The 19,041-nt window shown below is 70.9% G+C and carries 22 protein-coding genes; 17 read left to right on the forward strand and 5 right to left on the reverse strand.

Annotation, left to right across the window (positions count from 1 at the left end; translation table 11 throughout):
* Positions 1–111 precede the first annotated feature (111 nt).
* Positions 112–714 (forward strand): histidine phosphatase family protein, encoded by a 603-nt coding sequence (locus ACFC1I_RS14575; protein WP_376010900.1) that lies wholly within the window; start codon positions 112–114, stop codon positions 712–714.
* 13 nt (positions 715–727) lie between these two features.
* Here the strand turns inward: ACFC1I_RS14575 and ACFC1I_RS14580 are convergent, their stop codons facing one another.
* A complete protein-coding gene (locus ACFC1I_RS14580; protein WP_376010689.1) occupies positions 728–1,201 on the reverse strand; it encodes a GNAT family N-acetyltransferase in 474 nt (157 codons plus the stop codon).
* 69 nt (positions 1,202–1,270) lie between these two features.
* On the opposite strand from ACFC1I_RS14580, the gene dapB reads away from it, so the two are divergent.
* Positions 1,271–2,086, forward strand: a complete 816-nt coding sequence (dapB, locus tag ACFC1I_RS14585) for a 4-hydroxy-tetrahydrodipicolinate reductase (RefSeq protein ID WP_376010692.1) — start codon at positions 1,271–1,273, stop codon at positions 2,084–2,086.
* Positions 2,083–2,532: a hypothetical protein gene (locus tag ACFC1I_RS14590; protein ID WP_376010695.1), complete on the forward strand. Its 450-nt coding sequence runs from the start codon at positions 2,083–2,085 to the stop codon at positions 2,530–2,532. Before dapB ends, ACFC1I_RS14590 begins: the two co-directional genes overlap by 4 nt.
* 25 nt (positions 2,533–2,557) lie before the next feature.
* Here ACFC1I_RS14590 and ACFC1I_RS14595 read toward each other — a convergent pair whose 3' ends face one another.
* The 4 genes from ACFC1I_RS14595 to ACFC1I_RS14610 form a co-directional block, all read right to left on the reverse strand.
* The gene (locus ACFC1I_RS14595; RefSeq protein WP_376010698.1) at positions 2,558–3,487 is read right to left on the reverse strand and encodes a TIGR01777 family oxidoreductase; all 930 of its coding nucleotides are present in this window, start codon (positions 3,485–3,487) and stop codon (positions 2,558–2,560) included.
* Positions 3,480–3,905, reverse strand: coding sequence for an OsmC family protein (locus ACFC1I_RS14600; RefSeq protein WP_376010701.1), 426 nt, complete (start codon positions 3,903–3,905; stop codon positions 3,480–3,482). Before ACFC1I_RS14600 ends, ACFC1I_RS14595 begins: the two co-directional genes overlap by 8 nt.
* A gap of 127 nt (positions 3,906–4,032) precedes the next feature.
* Positions 4,033–4,575 (reverse strand): DUF4395 domain-containing protein, encoded by a 543-nt coding sequence (locus tag ACFC1I_RS14605; RefSeq protein WP_376010704.1) that lies wholly within the window; start codon positions 4,573–4,575, stop codon positions 4,033–4,035.
* Positions 4,568–5,005: a TlpA family protein disulfide reductase gene (locus ACFC1I_RS14610; protein ID WP_376010706.1), complete on the reverse strand. Its 438-nt coding sequence runs from the start codon at positions 5,003–5,005 to the stop codon at positions 4,568–4,570. Before ACFC1I_RS14610 ends, ACFC1I_RS14605 begins: the two co-directional genes overlap by 8 nt.
* A 117-nt stretch (positions 5,006–5,122) precedes the next feature.
* Between ACFC1I_RS14610 and ACFC1I_RS14615 the strand changes: the two genes are divergently transcribed.
* The 14 genes from ACFC1I_RS14615 to ACFC1I_RS14680 all read left to right on the forward strand — a co-directional run bounded on the left by ACFC1I_RS14615 (position 5,123) and on the right by ACFC1I_RS14680 (position 18,978).
* Positions 5,123–5,962, forward strand: coding sequence for a thymidylate synthase (locus ACFC1I_RS14615; protein ID WP_376010902.1), 840 nt, complete (start codon positions 5,123–5,125; stop codon positions 5,960–5,962).
* Positions 5,959–6,501 carry a dihydrofolate reductase gene (locus ACFC1I_RS14620; protein ID WP_376010709.1) on the forward strand — a complete coding sequence of 181 codons (543 nt, stop codon included), beginning with the start codon at positions 5,959–5,961 and terminating at the stop codon, positions 6,499–6,501. Before ACFC1I_RS14615 ends, ACFC1I_RS14620 begins: the two co-directional genes overlap by 4 nt.
* A gap of 6 nt (positions 6,502–6,507) precedes the next feature.
* A complete protein-coding gene (locus tag ACFC1I_RS14625; RefSeq protein ID WP_376010712.1) occupies positions 6,508–7,272 on the forward strand; it encodes an SDR family NAD(P)-dependent oxidoreductase in 765 nt (254 codons plus the stop codon).
* A gap of 489 nt (positions 7,273–7,761) precedes the next feature.
* A complete protein-coding gene (locus tag ACFC1I_RS14630; protein ID WP_376010715.1) occupies positions 7,762–8,649 on the forward strand; it encodes a DUF559 domain-containing protein in 888 nt (295 codons plus the stop codon).
* A gap of 222 nt (positions 8,650–8,871) precedes the next feature.
* Positions 8,872–9,849, forward strand: coding sequence for a 4-hydroxy-tetrahydrodipicolinate synthase (gene dapA, locus ACFC1I_RS14635; protein WP_376010718.1), 978 nt, complete (start codon positions 8,872–8,874; stop codon positions 9,847–9,849).
* 73 nt (positions 9,850–9,922) lie between these two features.
* A complete protein-coding gene (locus ACFC1I_RS14640) occupies positions 9,923–11,599 on the forward strand; it encodes a ribonuclease J (protein WP_376010721.1) in 1,677 nt (558 codons plus the stop codon).
* A 67-nt stretch (positions 11,600–11,666) separates the two neighbouring features.
* On the forward strand, positions 11,667–12,161 hold the full coding sequence (locus ACFC1I_RS14645) for a GNAT family N-acetyltransferase (protein ID WP_376010724.1): 495 nt from the start codon (positions 11,667–11,669) through the stop codon (positions 12,159–12,161).
* Positions 12,162–12,259: 98 nt separating this feature from the next.
* Positions 12,260–15,016, forward strand: a complete 2,757-nt coding sequence (locus ACFC1I_RS14650) for a DNA translocase FtsK 4TM domain-containing protein (protein ID WP_376010727.1) — start codon at positions 12,260–12,262, stop codon at positions 15,014–15,016.
* Positions 15,017–15,060: 44 nt separating this feature from the next.
* Positions 15,061–15,633: a CDP-diacylglycerol--glycerol-3-phosphate 3-phosphatidyltransferase gene (gene pgsA, locus ACFC1I_RS14655; RefSeq protein WP_376010730.1), complete on the forward strand. Its 573-nt coding sequence runs from the start codon at positions 15,061–15,063 to the stop codon at positions 15,631–15,633.
* Positions 15,630–16,121: a CinA family protein gene (locus ACFC1I_RS14660; RefSeq protein ID WP_376010732.1), complete on the forward strand. Its 492-nt coding sequence runs from the start codon at positions 15,630–15,632 to the stop codon at positions 16,119–16,121. The genes pgsA and ACFC1I_RS14660 overlap by 4 nt, the downstream gene beginning before the upstream one ends.
* Before the next feature lie 150 nt (positions 16,122–16,271).
* Positions 16,272–16,580: a helix-turn-helix domain-containing protein gene (locus ACFC1I_RS14665; protein WP_018172206.1), complete on the forward strand. Its 309-nt coding sequence runs from the start codon at positions 16,272–16,274 to the stop codon at positions 16,578–16,580.
* Positions 16,581–16,597: 17 nt separating this feature from the next.
* On the forward strand, positions 16,598–16,819 hold the full coding sequence (locus ACFC1I_RS14670; RefSeq protein WP_376010735.1) for a DUF3046 domain-containing protein: 222 nt from the start codon (positions 16,598–16,600) through the stop codon (positions 16,817–16,819).
* A gap of 258 nt (positions 16,820–17,077) precedes the next feature.
* Positions 17,078–18,127 carry a recombinase RecA gene (gene recA / locus ACFC1I_RS14675; RefSeq protein WP_056370073.1) on the forward strand — a complete coding sequence of 350 codons (1,050 nt, stop codon included), beginning with the start codon at positions 17,078–17,080 and terminating at the stop codon, positions 18,125–18,127.
* Positions 18,127–18,978, forward strand: coding sequence for a regulatory protein RecX (locus tag ACFC1I_RS14680; RefSeq protein ID WP_376010738.1), 852 nt, complete (start codon positions 18,127–18,129; stop codon positions 18,976–18,978). The genes recA and ACFC1I_RS14680 overlap by 1 nt, the downstream gene beginning before the upstream one ends.
* The last annotated feature ends 63 nt before the right edge of the window (positions 18,979–19,041 follow it).

The following is a 19,041-nucleotide window of genomic DNA, read 5'->3' on the forward strand; positions in this document are numbered from 1 at the left end:
GCGGGCCGATCGACGCGCCCGTCCACAGGGTCGCGGGCGACCCCGGGGCGGTGTCATAGGGTGGAGGGAGTGCCTTCCCCTGGGCACGCGATCCCCGACGGAGTGAGCTGCGTGACGCACTACATCTACCTCGTGCGGCATGGTGAGCATCAGGACGCCGAGCACGGACTCGTCGACGGACCCTTGTCGCCGCGCGGTCGCCGGCAGGCGGCGCTGATCGCAGATCGGCTGTCCGGGGTGCCGTTCGACGCGCTGTGGCATTCGCCGCTGGAGCGGGCCAGCCAGACCGCTCGTGCGGTCGCCGAGCGGATGCCGTCGCTCACGCCCGAGCCGTCCGCGCTGCTGTTCGATTGCGTGCCGACGGGCATGACCGACGAGACGCCGGCCGCCTTCGAGCCGTTCTTCGGCTCCGTCACCGAGGCCGAGGTCGAAGCCGGCCGTGCCCAGATGGCGGATGCGACGAGCGAGTTCCTGGCGCGCAAGCGCGGCGAGGTGCACGAGCTGCTGATCACGCACAACTTCGTGATCGCGTGGTTCGTGCGAGAGGTGCTGCAGGCGCCCGACTGGCGCTGGATGACGCTGAACCAGGCCCACTGCGGGCTCACGGTCATCGCGCAGAAGCAGGGGCGCCCGTGGACGCTGCTGTCGCACAACGACCTCGCACACCTGCCGGTCGAACTCCGGACAGGCCTCCCCGAGGTCTACCCCGTCTGACTCGCGGCGGCGCTCAGAGCGGCTTGCCGTACCAGCGTGACGCGTTCGGGTTGTCGTTGTACGGCTCGATCGCGACGAACCCGGTGCGCGCGTAGAGCGCGCCGGCGGCCTCGAGCGAGTGGTGCGTGTCGAGCACGAGTTCTGCGGCGCCGAAGGCGCGCGCGCGTTCGACCAGGTCCTCGACCAGCAGGCGGCCCCACCCGCGGCCGCGGGTGACCGGGCGCAGGTACAGGTGCTTCAGTTCGTACCGCGTGCCGAGAGGCCCGTCGGGGATGAGGCGGATGCCTCCGCAACCCTGCGCCACGCCCTCGTCGTCGTCGAGCACCACGAAGACGCCGGCGGGCGGGACGAAGGCCGCGGGGTCGGGGAAGGTCGTGCGATAGGCGACGCCCTGGTCGGCGAATCCTTCGGTGCGGATCCGGAAGTACTCGGCGAGGAGGTCATGGGCGTCGGGCGCGTCGACGGGGGAGGGGCGGAGTGTCACCACCTCTCCAGCGTAGGCGCACCGGGGCGGCGCGGCCCGGGGCGCGGGCCGCCCGCCGCCTAGGATGGAGGCATGACGACACGCGTGGCCATCGTGGGCGGCACCGGAAAACTCGGCGCGATCATCCGCGATGTGGTCGAGGCCGAACCCGGGTTCGAGGTCGCCGCGGTGCTGTCGTCCCGCTCCGAACTGTCCGAGCTCGCTGGGGCGGACCTCGTGGTCGATGCCTCCACGCCGGCCGTGTCGATCGATGTGGTCCGCGCCGCGATCGAACAGGGCATCAACGTGCTGGTCGGCACCTCGGGGTGGTCGGCCGAGCGCATCGCATTGGTGCGGCCCCTCGTCGAGGCGGCCGGCACCGGCGCCGTCTTCATCCCCAACTTCTCGCTCGGCTCGGTGCTGGGCTCGGCCCTCGCCGCCGCGGCAGCCCCGTTCTTCCCGTCGATCGAGATCGTCGAAGCTCATCGCGAGACCAAGATCGACTCGCCCAGCGGCACGGCTGTGCGGACGGCAGAGCTCATCGCCGCCGCGCGCGACGGTGTCGGCCCGGTGGAGTCGCCGCACGTCGACCAGCGCGCCCGGGGCCAGCAGGTCGCGAGCGTGCCGATCCATTCCCTGCGCCGCCCGGGCGTCATCGCCCGCCAGGAGACCATCTTCTCGGGCGCGGGGGAGTCCCTCACGATCGTTCACGACACCGTGGATCCCGCGCAGGCGTACGGTCCCGGCATCCGTCTCGCCCTCGCCGCGGCGCGCGACGCCGCGGGGGTGACCATCGGGCTCGACAGCCTGATCGACATCGGCATCGGCCGTCGCACTCCTTCGGCCGACGGGCGGCCCGTCGACGAGGGCGGCGTGCCCGGTCAGGTCGCCCGCACCACCGGCGCATGAGCGCTCGCATCGGCGTCGCCGTGATGGCGGCGCTGCTCGCGCTGTACATCGTGCTCGTCGGTCAGCGCGCGTGGCTGCTGCTGCTGAGCGGCGATCCCGTCGGCATCGCGATGGGTGCGGCGCTCGTCGTGCTGCCGCTCATCGCCGCATGGGCGCTCTGGCGCGAGCTCTGGTTCGGCGTGCGCGCGCAGCAGCTGGGCACGCGGCTCGAGGCGGAGGGCGCGCTGCCGCAGGAAGAGGTCGCGGTACGCCCCAGCGGTCGCGTGATGCGCGAGGACGGCGACGCCGTCTTCCCCGCGTACCGTGCCGACGTCGAGGCGCACCCCGACGACTGGCGCGCCTGGTACCGGCTCGGCCTCGCCTACGACGCCGCGGGCGACCGCCGTCGCGCGCGCGAGGCCGTGCGGGCCGCCATCCGCCTCGAGAAGGCCGACCGCCCCGGCTGAATCCCGCCCGGGGTGAGGACGAGGATCAGGATGCCGCGGGCACGGCCGCCGCGACCGCGTCCTCGACCGTCGGGTGCGCGAACGTGAAGCCCGACGCCTCGAGGGCCTCCGGTACGACGTGGGCGTCGGACGTGAGGATCGCCTCGGTGGCGTCCGCGCCGAGCGCGAGCTTCATGCCCCACACCGGCGCGCGCAGCAGGAACGGACGGTTCATCCGCACGGCGAGCGCGAAGCCGAGGTCGTTGGCGGTGGCGCGGGTCGGCCCGCTCAGGTTCACCGGCCCGCTGAGACGCGAATCGATGACGTGCCGGATCGCACGCACCTCGTCGTCGAGCGAGATCCACGGCCAGGCCTGCGTCCCGCGGCCGATCGGCCCCGAGACGCCGAGCTTCGTCAGGAGCATCAGCGGCTTCAGCACGCCGTCGGCGTGCACGACCGGCGCCGTGCGCAGCACCGACACCGCAGCATCCGTCCCCGCGCCGAACGCGGCGGCCTCCCACTCGCCGCAGAGATCCGCGAGGAAGGTCTCGCCGCGGCGGGCGTCCTCGGTCAGACGCGTACCGGGGACCGAGCCGTAGTAGCCCACTGCCGAGGCCGACACGAAGTGCGGCGCATCCGTGCGGAGTTCGCGCACCGCACGGGCGAGCGCGCGGGTGGGCGCGATGCGTGACCAGAGCAGCGTGCCCTTGTACGCCGGCGTCCAGGGGAACCGCCCGATGCTCGCGCCGTTGAGCCCGACGACGGCGTCGGCGCCGTCGAGCACCGCCGGATCCAGCGGCTCGGCCGTCGTGAGCCACTCCACTTCGTGCGCGGTCTCGGCCTGCCGGCGCACGAGGGTCGTCACCTCGACGCCGTCGGCGCGGAGACTGTCGACGAGCGCCCGGCCGATGAGGCCGGACGCCCCGGCGACGACGACCCGCCGGCCGCCGTCACCCGTGGGACGGCCTTCAGGCAAGCGTCGCCTCGAGGGTGATCTCGATGCCCGCGAGGGCCTGCGAGACGGGGCAGCCGCGCTTCGCGGCCTCGGCGAGACGTTCGAAGTCCTCGGGCTCGAGGCCCGGTACGACCGCGTTGACGTTCAGATGGCTGCCGGTGATGCCGGTGCCCGGCTTGAATGTGACGGACGCGGTGGTGTCGATCGACTCGGGAGGAGTGCCGTTCTCGGCCAGCGCAAGCGAGAACGCCATGCTGAAGCACGACGCGTGCGCCGCCGCGATGAGCTCTTCGGGCGTCGTGACCGACGTCGAGCCTTCGCTGCGGGCCTTCCAGTTGACGGGGAAGGTCCCGAGGCCCGACGACACGAACGTGGTCTCACCGGAGCCGTCGAACAGCCCGCCCTTCCACGCCGTGGTTGCTTCGCTCGTGACGGTCATGTGGGCCTCCTCGGTGGCGGGTCGCCCGCGTGCCGGGCGTCACGCGTCAGCCTATGGTGTGGGGCCGACACCTCGCGATGGGTTGACGGATGCTGCGTCCCTCGCCATGCGACGGGCGGCAGGCGCGTCAGGCCGAGGCCGGGCGCGCGCGCCCCATGATGCCCGCGCGCTGCAGCAGCAGGTACAGCTGGCAGCCGAGGCAGAGACCGAAGACGGCGTTGAGGAACGCCGCGATGAACGCCGCCGCCGCGGCGATGGTGAGGGCCCACGGCACGCCGAAGAGCTGCAGCACGAGGCCGAGGGCCGAGACGAAGAGGCCGACCCCCTGGGCGAAGCGCGGCGGGCGCGGGTCTTCGAGCTCGGTCGGCGGCGAGAGCTTCGGCGCCACGACCTTGCGGTAGAGGACACCCCACGGCGCCGTGCGCGGGGAGATGACACCCCAGAGGAACAGGAGGGTGGCCGCGAGCAGGAGCAGGAACGCGGGGTCGAGCACCCGGTCGGCGATGCTCGCCGACGAGATCGCCCAGCCTTCAGCCGTCTGCGCCGTCGACAGGCCGGTGAGCCCGAGGAACACGACGATCAGGAGCAGCACGGCGGTGATCCCCGCAGCGAAGCGCGGACCTCGGGGATCGATGCCGCGCAGGGGCGCAGCATCCACTCGTTCAGACATTCGCGTCTTCTGCGATCAGCCGGTTGAGCTCGAGTTCGAGCACGTCGCGGCCGGGGGCGCCGCCGAAGCGGGTCTGCACGACGCCGTTGCGGTCCAGCACGAGCGTGGTGGGTGTCTGCAGCACGTGGAAGTGCTTGGCGATGTCGGGGCGGTGGGTGAGATCGACGTCGAGGTGGCGCACGCCCTCGTGGTCGTCGGCGATGGCCGCGAGCGTGCGGTGCACGCCCGGACAGCGGGCGCAGAGCTCGGTGCTGAACTGGAGGAGGGTGGCGACTTCGCCGAGTCCGTCGGCGCCGAGACGGTGAGGTTCGACGACCTCGTGCTCGACGTTGCGGCGGGCGTGGGACTGTCGCCAGTTCAGGAAGACACCGAGTGCCACCGTCGCCGCGAGGAGCGCGGCGAGGGCGATGAGGGCGCCGACGAGGTTCACAGCAGATCAGGCTAACCCCTTTCACCTGAATGGAGGCCGAAACGGCCAATATGTCCGGCGAGCCGTAACAATTCGGGGGTGACGGCCGTGAGTCCGGGCGGCGCGGGCAGGGCCGTCATGTCGGCTGCCGAGGGTATCGTGGCAGCCGTGACGACGCCGATCCCGACTCCGTACGAAGACCTTCTGCGCGACGTGCTCGACCACGGCACCCACAAGGACGACCGCACCGGCACCGGCACGACGAGCGCGTTCGGCCGGCAGATCCGTTTCGACCTGTCGCAGGGCTTCCCGCTCATCACGACCAAGCGCGTGCACTTCAAATCGATCGCATACGAGCTGCTGTGGTTCCTGCGGGGCGAGTCGAATGTCGCCTGGCTGCAAGAGAACGGCGTCACCATCTGGGACGAATGGGCGGATGCCGCGGGTGAGCTGGGTCCCGTCTACGGCGTGCAGTGGCGCTCGTGGCCGACGCCGTCGGGCGAGCACATCGACCAGATCGCGCTCGTGCTCGACCAGATCCGGGCGAACCCCGACTCCCGACGCCTGATCGTGTCGGCATGGAACCCGGCCGACATCCCCGACATGGCCCTCGCGCCGTGTCACGCGATGTTCCAGTTCTACGTCGCCGACGGCAAGCTGTCGTGCCAGCTGTACCAGCGCAGCGCCGACCTCTTCCTCGGCGTGCCGTTCAACATCGCGTCGTACGCGCTGCTGACGCTCATGGTGGCGCAGCAGGCAGGGCTCGAGCCGGGCGACTTCGTGTGGACCGGTGGCGACTGCCACATCTACGACAACCACGTCGAGCAGGTGCGCGAGCAGCTCACGCGCGAGCCATACCCCTACCCGACGCTGCGCATCGCGCGCACGCCCGAGTCGATCTTCGACTACCGCTACGACGACTTCGTGCTCGAGGACTACCAGCACCACCCCGCGATCCGCGGGGCCGTGGCGGTATGACGGCACCGGTCGGCCTGATCTGGGCCGAGGCGCACGGCGGGGTGATCGGCGCTGACGGCGGCATGCCGTGGCACGTGCCCGAAGACCTCGCGCACTTCAAGGCCCTCACCCTCGGGGAGCCCGTCGTCATGGGGCGACGCACGTGGGAGTCCTTCCCCGCGCGGTTCCGACCGCTGCCGGGGCGGCGCAACATCGTGATCACCCGGCAGGACGACTGGACGGATGCCGGCGCCGAGCGCACCGGCTCGCTCGAGGCCGCGCTGGCCCTGGCCGACGAGGGCGCGCCCACGCGCATCTGGGTGATCGGCGGCGGGCAGCTGTTCCGCGACGCCATCGACCTCGCCGATCTCCTCGAGGTCACCGAGCTCGACGTCGCGGTGCGCGGCGACACGCTCGCCCCCGACCGCGCCGGCTGGGCGACGGCCTCGACGGACCCGGTCGACGGCTGGCACACGTCGGGTGGCGGCATCCGCTATCGCTTCCTGCGACTGGTGCGTCCCGCCGTCGGCGCGGCGCAGGTCGATTCGGCGGAAGGCTGACCTGGCATGGCGAAGACGGCGCTCGTCACCGGTGCGAGTTCGGGGCTCGGCGCGGAGTATGCGCGCCAGCTCGCAGCGAAGGGCGCGCACCTGGTGCTCGTGGCCCGCGACCGGCATGCGCTCGAGCAGCTCGCGGTCCGGCTGCGCGCGACCTACGGCGTCGAGGTCGAGGTGCTCGCGGCCGACCTTCTGAAGCGCCGCCAGCGCGAGCGGGTCGAAGCGCGCGTCGCCGACGAGGCCCGTCCCATCGAGATCCTGGTGAACAACGCGGGGTTCGGGCTGCCGCTGGCGTTCGAGCGCAACGACATCGAGGACGAGGTGCGTCACCTCGAGCTGCACGTCGAGGTGCCGATGCGTCTCACGCATGCGGCGCTGGGCGCGATGCTGGCGCGTGGGCACGGCCGCATCATCAACGTCGCGTCGGTCGCGGCGTTCATCCCGCGCTCGACCTACGGCGCCGGCAAGGGCTGGCTCGTGAGCTTCAGCCGCTGGGCGAACGGCCGGTACGGCCCGCGCGGCGTCACGGTGACCGCCGTGTGCCCCGGCTACACGCACACGAACTTCCACGAGCGCCTCGGACTCCCGCCGGGGCAAGAGGGCGTGCCCGACGCGATGTGGCTCGATGCCGGCACCGTGGTGGCCGAGTCCCTGCGGGACGCCGCCCGCGGCGCGGCCGTCTCGATCCCGTCGCTGCGCTACAAGCTGCTGGTGACCCTCGCCCGCTTCGCCCCGCCGTCCCTCGCCGCCCGCCTCGGCGAGCGGGGCCGCTGACCCCCGCACCCCGGGGTCCCTCTTTCCCCTCTCGGTTCTCTCTTGCCGAAACACGGGTCGGTGACGACGACACGCCGGTGATGGATGCTGCGGCCCGGCGTGTCGTGTGATGCGCCCGTGTTTCGGCAACAGACGCCGGCCGCCCACCCCGGTGAGCGTCCGGACTCGCTCCCTACGTAGAGGTCCCTGCCTTCGTCGGGCACCCGAGTCTGGTTCTTGCCGAAACACGGGCCGGTGACGACGACACGCCGGTGATGGATGCTGCGCCCCGGCGTGTCGTGTGACGAACCCGTGTTTCGGCAACAGGGAGGAGAAGGGGAGGAGAGAGAAGGGGGGGAGAGAAGGGGAGGGGAGAAGACGGTGGCCGGTCCGCCGGAGTGATCTGGGGGAGCGTGCCGCCGGTTCCTCCACAGGAGTCGTGTGCTGGAGGTTATCCCCGGACGGGGCCCGCACGGCTCCGGCGGCCCGCCGACCGCGCCACGGTGAGGCATGACCGTCGAATCCGCCGTGGCCGTTGTGGAGATGCTCGGAGGTGCTGCACGCACGCGCGACGTCGTCGCCCAGGGCGTCCGCAAGGGCGACCTCACTCGTGCGCGCCAAGAGGGTCTCCTCCTGCGGCCGAGGGTCGGCGTCTACGTGACACCGGCGACTCCGCCCGCCACGGTCGAGGCGCTGAGCCATCGCGGCCGGATCGCGTGCGTCACGGCAGGACGTGCCTACGGGCTGTGGATTCTCGACGACAGAGACCAGGAACCCGTCCACACCTGGATCGACGAGAAGCATCACCCCATGCGGATCGCCATCCACCCCGAGCCCGACGACCGTGCGTGCTGCGCGTTCCACCGCGACGTCGCCCTCGACGAGCCGACTCTGACGTGCGTCGGACTTCTCCACTGCCTCCGGCAGATCCTCGCATGCCGGGGCGAGGAGGCGTTCTTCGCTGCGCTCGAATCGGCGCTGCGACAGAGCCTGATCGATGACGAGGCACGGGAGCGTCTGAAGCTCAGCCTGCCGGCCGCATCGCGATGGCTCGTGGACTTCGCCCGCTCCGACGCCGACAGCGGACTCGAGTCCCTCGTACGGCTGCGACTGCGCAAGCACGGGCTCGTCCTCACGCCGCAAGTCGCCATTCCGGGAGTCGGCATCGTCGACTTCGTCAGCGGCGACTGTCTGATCCTGGAGGCGGACGGCGACACCCACGAAGGACCCTCCCGGCACCGTGACCGCGTCCGGGACGCGGTGGCCATGGCGCTCGGCTTCGTCTCCCTGCGGTTCGACTACGCGCTCATCGTCCACGAGTGGGAGGTCGTCGAGGCCGCGATCCTCGCCGCGGTCTCGCGGAACCTGCACCGCAGCACCGCCGGCCTCACGTGGTGACCGCCGTCTGACTCGCCGCGGGGTCGGCACGCAGCATCCGTCCCCCTCCTTCGCCGGCCTGCCGAAACACGGGTCGGTGACGACGACACGCCGGTGACGGATGCTGCGCCCCGGCGTGTCGTGTGACGAACCCGTGTTTCGGTGAAGAGTGGGGAGAGGGCGGCGGGCGGGCAAGAGCGTCACCGGGCGCGCCGGGGCGCGGCGGCCAGATAACCTGAGTGCATGACGCATACGGGCAATCCCTTCGGACAGGTGCTCGTCGCGCTCGTCACCCCGATGACGGCCGACGGCGAAGTCGACTGGCCCGCTGTCGAGAAGCACATCGACGACGTCATCACCGCGGGCGCCGACGGCATCGTCGTCACCGGCACCACCGGTGAGACGTCGACCCTCACCGATGCGGAGAAGATCCGCCTCGTCGAGGTCGGGAAGGATGTCGCCGCCGGCCGCGCCAAGATCATCACGGGCGGCGGCTCCAACGAGACCGCGCACGCGATCGAGCTCTACAAGGCCAGCGAGAAGGTCGGCGCCGACGGCATCATGATCGTCACGCCGTACTACAACAAGCCCACGCAGGCCGGCATCCTCACGCACTTCCGCCTCGTCGCCGACGCGACCGATCTGCCGGTGATCCTGTACGACATCCCCGGCCGCACCGGCGTTCCGATCCGGTACGAGACGATCCTCCGCCTCGCCAAGCACCCGAACATCCTCGCCATCAAGGACGCCAAGGGCGACTTCAGCGAGGTGAGCCGCGTGCTCAACCAGACCGACCTGATGTACTTCTCGGGCGACGACGCCAACGTGCTGCCGCATCTCGCGATCGGCGCGACCGGTCTCATCGGCGTCACCGCGAACATCGCGGCCCAGCCGTACCGCGCGATCGTCGACGCCGTGAACGCCGGCGACCTGAAGACCGCCACCGCCGCGCACCAGCAGCTCGAGCCGCTCGTGCGCGCCGTGATGACGCACGTGCCCGGCACCGTGTCGGCGAAGTACATCCTCCACGGCCTCGGCCGCATCGGCAGCCCGCGCGTGCGTCTGCCGCTGGTCGGACCGGAGGAGTGGGAGGCCGCGAAGATCGAGGACGAGCTCGCCCTCGTGAGCGACGTTCCCGGCGCCGACTTCTCGAACTTCCGCCCCGACCGCAACGCCGCCGCCGGCGGCGCACTGCCGAAGGTCTCGGGCACCACGAGATAACGAATCGCGCCGTCGCGGAATCGGCGGCGGCGCGCAGATGACGGGCGTCCCAGCGCCCGGAGGAGGCTTCGCAATGCCCACCACCCCGTACGACCCGCCGGAGCTCGAAGCAGGAACTCTCCGGATCGTCCCGCTCGGCGGCCTCGGCGAGGTCGGCCGCAACATGACGGTGTTCGAGTACGGCGGGAAGCTTCTCGTCGTCGACTGCGGCGTGCTGTTCCCCGAGGAGCACCAGCCCGGCGTCGACCTGATCCTGCCCGACTTCGAGCCGCTCAAGAAGCGGCTGGACGACATCGTCGGGGTGGTGCTCACGCACGGCCACGAGGACCACATCGGCGCGGTGCCGTATCTGCTGAAGCTGAAGGGCGACATCCCGATCATCGGATCGGGGCTGACCCTCGCGCTCACCGAGGCGAAGCTCAAGGAGCACCGCATCAAGCCGTACAGCTTGACGGTCGCGGAGGGCCAGAGCGAGAACCTCGGTCCGTTCGAGCTCGAGTTCGTCGCGGTCAACCACTCGATCCCCGACGCGCTCGCGGTCGCGATCCGCACGCCCGCGGGTCTGGTGCTCGCCACCGGTGACTTCAAGATGGACCAGCTGCCGCTCGACGGCCGGCTCACCGACCTCCGCGCCTTCTCGCGCCTGGGGGAGGAGGGCGTCGACCTCTTCCTCGTCGACTCCACCAACGCCGACGTGCCGGGCTTCACACCCCTCGAGCGCTCGATCGGCCCGGTGCTCGACCAGGTGATCGGTAAGGCGCCGCGTCGCGTCATCGTCGCGAGCTTCTCGAGCCACGTGCACCGCGTACAGCAGGTGCTTGACGCGGCGGCCGCCCACGGGCGTCGCGTCGCCCTGCTCGGCCGCAGCATGCTGCGCAACATGACGATCGCCGAGGACCTCGGCTACCTGCACGTGCCCGAGGGCGTGCTCATCGACTACAAGAAGGCGCGCGACCTGCCCGACGACAAGATCGTCTACATGTCGACGGGCTCGCAGGGCGAGCCGATGGCCGTGCTCAGCCGCATGGCGAACCTCGACCACGCCATCGAGCCCGGGCCTGGCGACACCGTCATCCTGGCGTCGAGCCTCATTCCCGGCAACGAGAACGCGGTGTACCGCGTGATCGACGGGCTGACGAAGCTCGGCGCCAACGTCGTGCACAAGGGCAACGCCAAGGTGCACGTGTCGGGCCATGCCGCCGCCGGCGAGCTGCTCTACTGCTACAACATCCTGAAGCCCAAGAACGTGCTGCCGGTGCACGGCGAGTACCGCCACCTCATGGCGAACGCGCGCCTCGCGCAGGACACCGGCATCGAGCCCGAGCGCACGATCCTGGCCGAGAACGGCACGGTGATCGACCTCAAAGCCGGTGACGCGCACGTCGTCGGCCAGCTCGACCTCGGCTTCGTCTACGTCGACGGGTCGACCGTCGGCGAGATCACGGATGCCGACCTCAAGGACCGCCGGATCCTCGGCGAAGAAGGCTTCATCTCGGTGATCGTCGTGGTGGACGCCTCGACAGGCAAGGTCATCTCGGGGCCGGAGGTGCACGCCCGCGGGTTCGCCGAGGACGACGCCGTGTTCGAGGACGTCAAGCCGAAGATCGCGGCCGCGCTCGCAGAGGCCGCCAAGTCCGGCGTCCGCGACCAGCACGCGCTGTCGCAGGTGGTGCGCCGCACGATCGGCCGCTGGGTCAACCAGTCGCTGCGCCGACGGCCCATGATCGTCCCGCTCGTCATCGAGGCGTGAGCGGGCCCCGGGCCGCGGCATCCGTCGCCGTCATCGCGATGTAACACGCGGCCCGTACGATCGCCCCGTGGCCTCCTCGTTCCGCATCCGTCCCGCCGTGTCGGCGGACGGCGCCTTCCTCGGCGACATGGTCGTCGAGGCGGCGAACTGGCGGCAGGGTGGGGCGAAGCCCCGCCACGAGGTGATCGGCGGGGCGGATCACCGGCGGTACGTCACCGGCTGGATGCGCCCCGGCGACGCCGGCTTCATCGCCGAGGACGCCAACGGCGAGCCGGTGGGCGCCGCCTGGTACCGGATGCTGCCGCGCGACGAACCCGGGTTCGGCTACGTCGGCACCGGGGTGCCCGAGCTCATCATCGGGGTGCGGCCGATCTGGCGCGCCCACGGCGTGGGTCGGGCCCTGCTGCAGCGCCTGTGCGAGCACGCCGGCGCACAGGGTTTCGCGCGCATCAGCCTCAGCGTCGAGCGGGACAACTTCGCGGCGACGCTGTACCGCAGCGAGGGGTTCGCCGTGACGCAGAGCGGTTCGGGCCGCGACACCATGGTCAAGCGCCTGCGCTGAGCAATCCGTCGTCGCGGCCGTGCGCGACGCGCCGGGCCTCCGGCCGGAGGGCGGCGTGGTTCCGGGCAAATGTCGGGGAGTCGGCCTACCGTGGGGGGATGGCCAGGAGCTCAAGCCCGACCAAGGGGTCGCGCGCGTCTTCGAACGCGTCGGCGAACGCGCGTTCGAGCGCGTCGTCGTCGGCGCGCAAGCCCGCGGCCGCCAAGCCGGCACCCGCACCCAAGAAGTACGTGAACGAACCCGACCGGCCGCCGGTCATCGCGCGGGCGTGGATGGGCCTCGCGCACGCCACCGGAGCCCTGTTCCGGGCGTTCGGCCCCGAGTCGCTCGAGAAGGAGCAGCGCCGCGACGGCTTCCCGTTCCTGCTCGTGCTGCTCGCGATCGCCGGAGCCGTGAACGAATGGTTCTTCATCGGCAACGAGGTCGCCCAGACCATCAGCGCCTACACCGTCGGCATGCTCATCGGCCGTGAGGCCTTCGTCATGCCGGTGCTCCTGCTGCTGCTCGCGGGGTGGATGTTCCGGCATCCGTCCTCCGTCCACGACAACGGGCGCGTCGGGATCGGATTCGGTCTGCTGGTGCTGACGATCGCCGGCTTCTGCCACGTCGCCGGCGGACGCCCGCAGCCGAGCGAGGGGCTGCCCACGCTCAGCGAGGCGGGCGGGCTCTTCGGCTGGATGCTCGGCGAGCCGCTGGCGACGGTGCTCACCGACGTCGGCGCGTACGTCGTGCTGTCGCTGTTGGCCGTGCTCAGCATCCTGATCATCACGAAGACGCCCCCGAACCGCATCGGGCGCCGCCTGGGCGAGCTGTACGCCTGGATGTTCGGCGCCGAGCCGCGCGAAGAGAAGGCGACGACGGATGCTGCGGCCCCGTCCGCTGCGGACGATGAGGGCGACTCGTCCCTGCCGTTCTGGCGTCGCAACAAGACAGGACGCGAGAAGGACCCGGACGACGGGCTCGGCTCGCAGGACCTCACGGAGCTGCTGCCCGCGGGCTCGTCGCAGGGCGGGTTCGAGCAGGCCATGATGCCGTCCGTCTCGCCGGCGCCCGAACCGGCGACCGACGCGCTGACCGAGGTCATCGATCCCGGCGTGCTGTCGGCGGCGAAGGCGGCGACCTCGTCGCGTACCTCGCTGCGCGACGACGCCGAGGTCATCGAGGACGACGGCACCCTGCCCGGCCTGGACGGCATCGGCTCCGTGGCGTCGGTCGACTCGCCGTCCGCGCCCTACCGTCTCCCGTCGGTCAACGCGCTCGCCGCCGGGTCGCCGCACGTGGCGCGTTCGCAGGCGAACGACGACACGGTGCGGGCGATTACGAGCGTGCTCGAGCAGTTCAAGGTCGACGCGCGCGTCACCGGGTTCTCGCGCGGCCCGACAGTCACGCAGTACGAGATCGAGGTCGGCCCGGGCGTCAAGGTCGAGCGCATCACCGCCCTCACCAACAACATCGCCTACGCGGTGGCCTCGAATGAGGTGCGCATCCTCGCGCCCATCCCGGGCAAGAGCGCGATCGGCGTCGAGATCCCCAACACCGACCGCGAGATCGTGACGCTCGGCGACGTGCTGCGCTCGCAGACGGCGACCAGCCAGACCCACCCCATGACGATCGGCGTCGGCAAGGACGTCGGCGGCGGCTACGTCATCGCGAACCTGGCGAAGATGCCCCACCTGCTCGTCGCCGGCTCCACGGGCTCCGGTAAGTCGAGCTTCGTGAACTCGATGATCACGAGCCTGCTGATGCGCGCCAAGCCTGCCGATGTGCGGATGGTGCTCATCGACCCCAAGCGCGTCGAGCTGACGTCGTACGCGGGCGTTCCGCACCTCATCACCCCCATCATCACGAACCCCAAGAAGGCCGCCGAGGCGCTGCAGTGGGTCGTGAAGGAGATGGACATGCGGTACGACGACCTCGCGTCGTTCGGCTTCCGCCACATCGACGACTTCAACAAGGCCGTCGTCGCGGGCGAGATCACGCTGCCGCCCGGCAGCGAGCGCGTGCTGAAGCCGTACCCGTACCTGCTCGTGGTCGTGGACGAGCTCGCCGACCTCATGATGGTGGCCCCGCGTGACGTCGAGGACTCGATCGTGCGCATCACGCAGCTCGCGCGCGCCTCGGGCATCCACCTCGTGCTCGCGACCCAGCGACCCTCGGTCGACGTCGTGACGGGCCTCATCAAGGCCAACGTGCCCTCGCGCCTCGCCTTCGCGGTAACGAGCGTGACGGACTCCCGCGTCATCCTCGACCAGCCCGGCGCCGACCGCCTCATCGGCCAGGGCGACGGCCTGTTCCTGCCGATGGGCGCCTCGAAGGCGCTCCGCGTGCAGGGCGCGTGGGTCAGCGAGAGCGAGATCGAGACCGTCGTCAAGCACGTCACGAACCAGGCGCGGCCGGAGTACCGTCCCGACGTGGCGGCGGTGGCCGAGAAGAAGGAGATCGATGCCGACATCGGGGACGACCTCGAGCTGCTGCTGGCGGCGGCCGAGCTCGTCGTGTCGAGCCAGTTCGGCTCGACGTCGATGCTCCAGCGCAAGCTCCGTGTCGGCTTCGCGAAGGCCGGCCGCCTGATGGACCTCCTCGAGTCCCGTGAGATCGTCGGCCCGTCCGAGGGCTCCAAGGCCCGTGACGTGCTGGTCACGGTCGAGCAGCTGCCGTCGGTGCTCGCGCGCCTGCGCGGCGAGGACGTGCCCGTCGAGGCGTCCGCCCCGGCGTCGGCGCCGGCCGCGCCGGCTGCGGCGGCAGACGATCGCTATGGGACGGATGCCGTGGCCTCGCAGTACGACGGCTACCCGGTCGTCGAGAGCGACGACGACGGCTCCGAAGACGCATGGGGTCTCACCGGCCGCGACTGACCCGCTGCACCGCCGCGACCGGGGCGCGCCGATAGGCTCGGGCCATGGCGATCCCCCGGCAGCTGCCCAACGCGATCACGATCGTGCGCATCCTGTGCGCGCCGGTCTTCCTGTGGATGCTCCTGGCCGACGGGGGAGCGGACGGCGCCCTCCGCTGGTGGGCGGCGGTGCTGTTCATCGTGGCCATCGCCACGGACGGGATCGACGGCTACCTCGCGCGCAAGCACGAGATCGTCACGGATCTCGGCAAGCTCCTCGACCCGATCGCCGACAAGGTGCTCACCGGCTTCGCCTTCATCGGGCTCTCGATCCTGGGCGAGCTCCCGTGGTGGATCACCATCGTGGTGCTCGTCCGCGAGATCGGCATCACCGTGTACCGGTTCATGGTCGTGGGCGACCACGTGCTGGCCGCCGCCTGGATGGGCAAGCTCAAGACGCTCGCCCAGGGGCTGGCGCTCTCGATCGCCCTCCTGCCGCTGTGGACGGTCGTCGGCGACTGGATCTTCTGGGTCAACGGCGTGCTCATGACGATCGCGGTCATCCTCACGATCGCGAGCGGCATCGACTACATCGTGACCGAGATGCGCGCCGCCCGCGCGAAGCGGAGGGACGCGTGACGGATGCTGCGCCCCTCGCCGCTGCGGTGCTGCAGGCGCTCGACGGGCGAGGCTGGTCGATCGCGGCCGCAGAGTCGCTGACGGGCGGGCGCGTCGTCGCGACCCTCGTCGACGTGCCGGGGGCCTCCGCGCACGTCAGGGGCGGCATCGTCGCGTACGCCACCGACGTCAAGGCGAGCCAGCTGGGCGTGGACGCCGATCTGCTGGCCGCACGCGGCCCCGTCGACGCCGACGTCGCGGTGCAGATGGCGCAGGGCGTCCGCCGCGCGCTGCGGGCCGATGTGGGCGTCTCGACGACCGGAGTCGCCGGCCCCGACCCACAGGACGGCGTGCCCGTCGGCACCGTCCACATCGCCGTCGTGACCCCGGACGAGACCGTGGCGTCGTTCCTCGAGCTGACCGGGACGCGCGATGAGATCCGCACCGCGACGGTGCGCAGTGCGCTGGAGCTCGCTCTGACCGCGGTGGGAGGCATCCGTGAACCGTGACACCGAGTCCGGGAACAGATGGTGTTTCGTCTCGGTTACATTCGGAGATTCCCACCCATTGCCCAGTTCACGGGATTAGATTGACATCATCCGGTGCTGTACTGTTGGCCACCCGGACGACGGTGGAATCAGAAGTGAGGAGGGGCCCTGATGATCCTGGTACGTCAAGAGATCGGCGAAGTGCTTCGTGATTTCCGCCAGCAGAAAGGGCGGACCCTCCGCCAGGTCGCCAGTCGTGCGAGTGTCGCGCTGGGGTATCTGAGCGAGGTGGAGCGCGGCCAGAAAGAGGCCTCGAGCGAGATCCTCGCGTCGGTGGCCGAGGCGCTCGATGTTCCCATCTCGATCATCATGCGCGAGGTGGGCGACCGCATCTCGGTCCTCGAGGGCCTGCAGACCTTCCCCGACGTCGTCCCCGACGACCTCGTGGCCTCGGTCGACGCCGAGCTGTCGCTGCGCTGATCGCGCCGCTTCTCCCGATGCGTCGTAGTGAGTTCAACCGCGCCGTGAGCGACGAGTTCGGCGTCCGCGCGAACGCCGTCGTGACCGATCTGTACCTGTCGAAAGCGGGCGGCCGCACGGCCGCCGAGGCGATCGATGCCGGCGTCGATCCCCGCGAGGTGTGGCTCGCGCTGTGCGAAGAGCTCGATGTTCCCGCCGAGCGCCGGTACGGCGTCGGTCGGCTCGAGCCCCGCCGCTGACCGCGCCCGCCGACCTTTCTCGGTGTCCGCGCCACGGCGTGTCATCGAAGAAGTGTTCGAGATCCGCGTAGGCTCCTGCACAGCAGGTGTCGAGAGCGTGTTTTCCACGGACTCGGAGGGAGCGAAGACGGATGTCGGAACCCCTCCCTAACGTGAACAGCGTCGAACGACACCTCACGCCTTGTCGCAGCATCCGTCCCACCGGGGCGGAGCGCGACAGCCTACAGGCGACGGAACGCGAGCACTGAGGAGCACGTCATGCCATCACCCGTTGACCGCGAGAAGGCCCTGGAATCGGCCCTCGCCCAGATCGACCGGCAGTTCGGGAAGGGCTCGGTGATGCGCCTCGGCAGCGACGAGCGCGCCCCCGTCGAGGTCGTGCCCACCGGCTCGATCGCCCTCGATGTCGCGCTCGGCATCGGCGGTCTCCCGCGCGGCCGCATCATCGAGATCTACGGACCGGAGTCGTCGGGTAAGACGACGCTGACCCTGCACGCGATCGCCAACGCCCAGCGCGCCGGCGGCATCGCGGCCTTCATCGACGCGGAGCACGCGCTCGACCCCGACTACGCGCAGAAGCTCGGCGTCGACATCGACGCGCTGCTCGTCTCGCAGCCCGACACGGGTGAGCAGGCGCTCGAGATCGCCGACATGCTCGTGCGCTCCGGTGCGATCGACCTCATCGTGATCGACTCCGTCGCGGCACTCGTGCCCAAGGCCGAGATCGAAGGCGAGATGGGCGACTCCCACGTCGGTCTGCAGGCACGTCTCATGTCGCAGGCCCTCCGCAAGCTCACCGGTGGTCTCAACCAGACCAACACCACGATGATCTTCATCAACCAGCTGCGCGAGAAGATCGGCGTGTTCTTCGGCTCGCCCGAGACCACCGCCGGCGGTAAGGCGCTCAAGTTCTACGCCTCGGTGCGTCTCGACATCCGTCGCATCGAGACCCTCAAGGACGGCACCGAGGCGGTGGGCAACCGCACCCGCGTCAAGGTCGTCAAGAACAAGATGGCTCCGCCCTTCAAGCAGGCCGAGTTCGACATCCTGTACGGCGTCGGCATCTCGCGTGAGGGCAGCCTCATCGACTTCGGCGTGGAGCATGCCATCGTCAAGAAGTCCGGTGCCTGGTACACCTACGAGGGCGAGCAGCTCGGGCAGGGCAAGGAGAACGCGCGCAACTTCCTCCTCAAGAACCCGGATGTCGCGGCCGAGATCGAGACGAAGATCAAGACGAAGCTCGGCATCGGCGTGCCGAAGGCGACCGGCGAGGTCGCGGACGAGCTGGCGGCGCGCCGCCCGGCGTGATGGTCCGCTTCGTCGACAGCGGGGGCGAGTCCGACACCGAGCACGGCGGCGGACTCGCCCCTGTGACCTCCCTCTTCGGCGACCGCGGGGCGAGGACGTTCCCCAAGACCGCGGCCGACGTCCGTCAGCAGCTCGACGACCGCGTCCCGGTGCGTCGTGGCGAGGCGGACTCGTGGTCCGTGGCCGAGCCGTCTGCCGCCCCGGCATCGCCCACGCCTGCCGCGGCGTGGCAGACGGAGCCCGACGACGATCCCGGCCCTCGGGACGAGCCGGAGCGCGAGGCGCGTCCGATCGACCTCGACGCCGAATGGGCCGGCAGAGCGCGCTCCGGCGGACGCCGCGCCGGCCAGCGAGAAGACGCAGACCCCGCCGGCACGGCCGAGCTCGGCCTTCTGAAGAAGCTCCGCGCCCGTCAGCTCTCCGTCTCGGAGGCGAAGACGTACCTCGGTCAGCGCGACCTGGGAAGCGACGGCGTCGAGGCGATCCTCGACGCCTTCCTCGCGCGCGGCTACCTCGACGACGCCCGGCTCGCCGAGCAGGTCGTGCACGCGGGCGTCGACCGCAAGGGCCAGGGGCGCCAGGCGATCTCGCAGAGCCTGGCGAAGCGGGGGGTGCCGCGCGACATCGCCGACGCCGCATTGGCCGAGCTGCCCGACGACGACGCCGAGCGTGCGCTCGAGTTCGCACGGTCCAAAGCCGGCTCCATGCGCGGGCTCGAGCGGGACGTCGCACTGCGTCGCCTCGCCGGCCAGCTCGCGCGACGCGGGTACGGCGGCTCGTCGGCCCTCACCGCCGCGCGGCAGGCGCTCGACGAGGCGATGCGTCCCACCGGGCGCGTGCGGTTCGACTGACCCCGGACGCGTCCGTGCCGGCCGGGGCGCAGCATCCGTCCCCGCCTCCGTCCCCAGGCGCGG

The sequence above is a fragment of the Microbacterium sp. NPDC056044 genome (assembly GCF_042267145.1).
Taxonomy (GTDB): Bacteria; Actinomycetota; Actinomycetes; order Actinomycetales; family Microbacteriaceae; genus Microbacterium.

Excerpts from the sequence above, each read along its gene's own strand:
- dapB (WP_376010692.1), top strand. The coding sequence starts at position 1,271 with ATGACGACACGCGTGGCCATCGTGGGCGGCACCGGAAAACTCGGCGCG.
- ACFC1I_RS14590 (WP_376010695.1), top strand. The coding sequence starts at position 2,083 with ATGAGCGCTCGCATCGGCGTCGCCGTGATGGCGGCGCTGCTCGCGCTG.
- ACFC1I_RS14600 (WP_376010701.1), bottom strand. The coding sequence starts at position 3,905 with ATGACCGTCACGAGCGAAGCAACCACGGCGTGGAAGGGCGGGCTGTTC.
- ACFC1I_RS14605 (WP_376010704.1), bottom strand. The coding sequence starts at position 4,575 with ATGTCTGAACGAGTGGATGCTGCGCCCCTGCGCGGCATCGATCCCCGA.
- ACFC1I_RS14615 (WP_376010902.1), top strand. The coding sequence starts at position 5,123 with ATGTCGGCTGCCGAGGGTATCGTGGCAGCCGTGACGACGCCGATCCCG.
- ACFC1I_RS14620 (WP_376010709.1), top strand. The coding sequence starts at position 5,959 with ATGACGGCACCGGTCGGCCTGATCTGGGCCGAGGCGCACGGCGGGGTG.
- ACFC1I_RS14625 (WP_376010712.1), top strand. The coding sequence starts at position 6,508 with ATGGCGAAGACGGCGCTCGTCACCGGTGCGAGTTCGGGGCTCGGCGCG.
- ACFC1I_RS14630 (WP_376010715.1), top strand. The coding sequence starts at position 7,762 with ATGACCGTCGAATCCGCCGTGGCCGTTGTGGAGATGCTCGGAGGTGCT.
- dapA (WP_376010718.1), top strand. The coding sequence starts at position 8,872 with ATGACGCATACGGGCAATCCCTTCGGACAGGTGCTCGTCGCGCTCGTC.
- ACFC1I_RS14640 (WP_376010721.1), top strand. The coding sequence starts at position 9,923 with ATGCCCACCACCCCGTACGACCCGCCGGAGCTCGAAGCAGGAACTCTC.
- ACFC1I_RS14650 (WP_376010727.1), top strand. The coding sequence starts at position 12,260 with ATGGCCAGGAGCTCAAGCCCGACCAAGGGGTCGCGCGCGTCTTCGAAC.
- pgsA (WP_376010730.1), top strand. The coding sequence starts at position 15,061 with ATGGCGATCCCCCGGCAGCTGCCCAACGCGATCACGATCGTGCGCATC.
- ACFC1I_RS14665 (WP_018172206.1), top strand. The coding sequence starts at position 16,272 with ATGATCCTGGTACGTCAAGAGATCGGCGAAGTGCTTCGTGATTTCCGC.
- ACFC1I_RS14670 (WP_376010735.1), top strand. The coding sequence starts at position 16,598 with ATGCGTCGTAGTGAGTTCAACCGCGCCGTGAGCGACGAGTTCGGCGTC.
- recA (WP_056370073.1), top strand. The coding sequence starts at position 17,078 with ATGCCATCACCCGTTGACCGCGAGAAGGCCCTGGAATCGGCCCTCGCC.
- ACFC1I_RS14680 (WP_376010738.1), top strand. The coding sequence starts at position 18,127 with ATGGTCCGCTTCGTCGACAGCGGGGGCGAGTCCGACACCGAGCACGGC.